The sequence below is a fragment of the uncultured Leptotrichia sp. genome (assembly GCF_938036635.1).
GTDB classification, from domain to species: Bacteria; Fusobacteriota; Fusobacteriia; order Fusobacteriales; family Leptotrichiaceae; genus Leptotrichia; species Leptotrichia hongkongensis.
The window spans coordinates 1-3,455 of the sequence record NZ_CALHQO010000579.1 but is presented as its reverse complement, the minus strand read 5'-3'; the positions used below and the strand labels follow the sequence as shown (position 1 = coordinate 3,455).

Here is a 3,455-nt window from a genome sequence, read left to right as displayed (position 1 = left end):
ATAAGATCAGGAGGAATAGCTATGAAAAAAATATTGTTATTGATGATTTTAGCGTTAAGCGTTTTTATGTGCAGTGTTGAGAAAGAGGACAAAAAAGCAGGAAAAAGTACTGATGGAGTTCCTAAGAAAATTGTAATTGGATTGGATGATTCATTTGTTCCAATGGGATTCAAGGATGAAAAAGGCGAAATTGTAGGGTTTGATATTGATTTGGCTAGAGCAGTTGCTCAAAAGTTGGGTGCTGAAGTTGAATTTAAGCCAATAAACTGGGATTCAAAGATACTAGATTTGAATGGTGGAAATATTGATTTAATTTGGAATGGACTTACTATAACAGAGGAAAGAAAAAAAGAAACTGAAATGTCAAAACCTTATTTTACAAGTCATCAGCTTATAGTGATTAAGAAGGATTCAAGCATTAATGAAAAAGCTGATTTAACAGGAAAAAATGTTGGAAGCCAAACTGAAAGCAGTGGAGAAGAAGCTGTGAAAAAATCAGGTGAGGATAAAAAATTTAAGGAATTTAAAACTTATGCTCAATATGACCAGGCATTTATGGATCTCGATGCAGGGAGAGTTGATGCAATTGTAGCAGATGAAGTGTTGGCAAAATATACTAAAAAAACAAAAGAAACTCAGGCTAAAAAAGATCTCTATAAAATTTTAAGCGAGAACTATGGAGAAGAAGAATATGGAATTGCTGCTAAAAAAGGAAATACAAAGTTAATTGAAGCTATAAATAAAGCTATTGAAGAATTGAAAACAGACGGGACTTATCAAAAAATTTATTCAAAGTGGTTTAAAGATTAATAATGAATCAATCATTATCAATATTTGTAGAATTATTAAAAACATTACCTAATGTTGCAATATTATATTTGTTTACAATCCTATTTTCTGTCCCGTTAGGAATTTTAGGAGCGTTAGCATATACAGGGAAAAATAAGACTGTAAAATTTTTTATTTCAGTTTACACTTGGATATTTAGAGGAACTCCTTTAATGCTTCAGTTAATGGTGGTTTATTATGGAATACCGCTTATGAAAATTGGCGGATACAAAGTTGTGTTAGAGCCATATACGGCGGCAACTATTACTTTTATTATAAATTATGCGGCATATCTTGTGGAAATTATGAGAAGTGGAATAGAAAGTATTGATAAAGGACAGCATGAAGCTGCAAAAGTTCTTGGTTATAGTTACTGGCAAAAAATAATATATATTATTTTGCCACAGGCAATAAGAAGAGTACTGCCAACATTGGGAAATGAAGCAATTACACTTATAAAGGATACTTCATTAATCTATGTTCTTGCTGTAACCGAAGTTATGAAGCGTACAAAGGAATTAGCAAACATTTACTATAATATTACGCCATATATTTGTGCAATTATCATTTATCTTGTATTAAGTTTTGCAGTTGATAGATTGTTTAAAAATATAGAGAAAAGAAATAAAGTCAGAATTTAAGAAATTTTAAAATTAAAGTGGACTAGGAGATAAAGAGTGAAAAATGAAAAAATAGTAGAAGTAAAAAAATTAAAAAGTACTAATAAGAATGTTGGAATAGATTTAGGTATAAAGGACTTTGCGATTACAAGTGATGAAGCCACAATAGAAAATCCAAAATATTTACAAAAATCTTTGAATAAACTAGCGATATTACAAAGAAAACTATCACGAAAACCAAAGGGTAGTTCAAATAGAAATAAAGCTAGGATAAAAGTAGCAAGATTATTTGAAAAGATATCAAATCAAAGAGAAGATTTTCTGCAAAAGTTATCAACAATGCTAATAAAAGAATATGATATTATCTGTATGGAAGATTTACAAGTAAAAAATATGGTAAGAAATCATAAATTAGCAAGAAATATTGTAGATGTATCATGGAGTGAATTTAATAGAATATTAGATTATGAAGCAAAATGGCATGGAAGAACAATAGTAAGAGTGGATAAATTTTTTGCAAGTAGTCAAATATGTAATTGTTGTGGAAATAAGAATGAAGAAGTAAAAGATTTAAGTATAAGAGAATGGACTTGTCCAGTATGTGGAGCTGTACATAATAGAGATATAAATGCAGCAAAAAACATATTAAAAGAAGGACTAAGGATATTAGGTATAAGTGCTTAAATAAAAATATATGAACCGTAGGAACTATGGGGATAGCTTGGTAAATTTAGTTGGCTAACAGAAGCAACTACTACCCAAGAACCCTGCGACACTTGGCTAAGCTCCTTAACTTGTTAAGGAGAGATAATGCCCAGTCATGGGAGGTTCAGTTCGATGATATTTAAGGAGAACTATGGACATTAAAGAAGATATAAAGCGTTGGAGATTAATTCTTGGAAAAGATACGGAAGAAGAATTTTCGTCTATGGATTCAGAAGCTATTCCAAGTTTTACAGAGGAAGATTGGTTGATGGATAAGGCATTGGATGCGATTTATAATCCGACAGGACAATTTATGGGTGGAGATTCTGCTGGAAGAGGTCCGTCTAATCCGCAAATTAGTAGATGGCTTGGAGATGTTAGAACTTTGTTTGATAAAGAATTGGTGAAAATTATTCAGACGGATGCGATGGAAAGATGTGGGTTGAAACAATTGCTTTTTGAGCCTGAAATATTGGATCAAGTAGAGCCTAACATAAATCTTGCTTCAACAATTATGCTTTTGAAAGAGCAAATTCCACAAAAAAGTAAAGAAAGTGTTAGAAATTTCATAAAAAAAATTGTAGAGGAAATTAATAAATTGTTGGAAAGTGATATTAGAAGAGCAGTTAGAGCAGCACTTAACAAGAAACAGCACTCGCCAATTCCATCTGCGTCATCTTTAGATTTTAAAACAACGATACGAAGAGGGATAAAAAATTACAACAGGGAATTAAAAAAAATTGTTCCAGAGCATTATTATTTTTTTGAGAGAGCAAGCGTTAACCCCACAAGTAAATTTACAGTCATTTTGGATATTGACCAAAGTGGATCTATGGGAGAATCTGTAATTTATTCTTCAGTAATGGCGTGTATTTTAGCGAGTATAGCTTCACTGAAAACACGTGTGGTAGCTTTTGATACTGAAATTGTGGATTTGACAGAAAAATCAGATGATCCAGTTGATTTACTATACGGATTTCAGCTAGGTGGTGGAACAAATATCAATAAATCAATTAAATATTGTACAAAATATATTGAAAATCCGAAAAAAACAATATTTTTTCTAATTTCTGATTTAATTGAAGGTGGGAATCGTGGTGAAATGTTAAGAAGATTACAAGAAATGAAAGATTCGGGAGTAATAGTAGTTTGTCTTTTAGCAATATCTGGAGATGGAAAACCTTATTATGACTCACAAATGTCTGGAAAAATTGCTTCACTTGGAATTCCATGTTTTGCTTGTAATCCTGAAAATTTGCCACTTTTACTTGAGAGAGTGTTGAAAAATATGGATTTGAGTTC

General features: G+C 31.3%; 4 protein-coding genes. All 4 read left to right on the top strand.

The features are described from left to right. Positions 1 to 21: 21 nt before the first annotated feature. Positions 22 to 810 (top strand): amino acid ABC transporter substrate-binding protein, encoded by a 789-nt coding sequence (locus Q0370_RS11555; RefSeq protein WP_299575881.1) that lies wholly within the window; start codon positions 22 to 24, stop codon positions 808 to 810. Positions 811 to 812: 2 nt separating this feature from the next. Further along, a complete protein-coding gene (locus tag Q0370_RS11550) occupies positions 813 to 1,469 on the top strand; it encodes an amino acid ABC transporter permease (protein WP_299575879.1) in 657 nt (218 codons plus the stop codon). Between the two features lie 36 nt (positions 1,470 to 1,505). Further along, complete coding sequence (locus Q0370_RS11545) at positions 1,506 to 2,132, top strand: RNA-guided endonuclease TnpB family protein (RefSeq protein WP_299575877.1); 627 nt, start codon at positions 1,506 to 1,508, stop codon at positions 2,130 to 2,132. 172 nt (positions 2,133 to 2,304) lie between these two features. Continuing rightward, a partial coding sequence (locus tag Q0370_RS11540) for a VWA domain-containing protein (RefSeq protein WP_299575875.1) occupies positions 2,305 to 3,455 on the top strand: 1,151 nt, incomplete at its 3' end.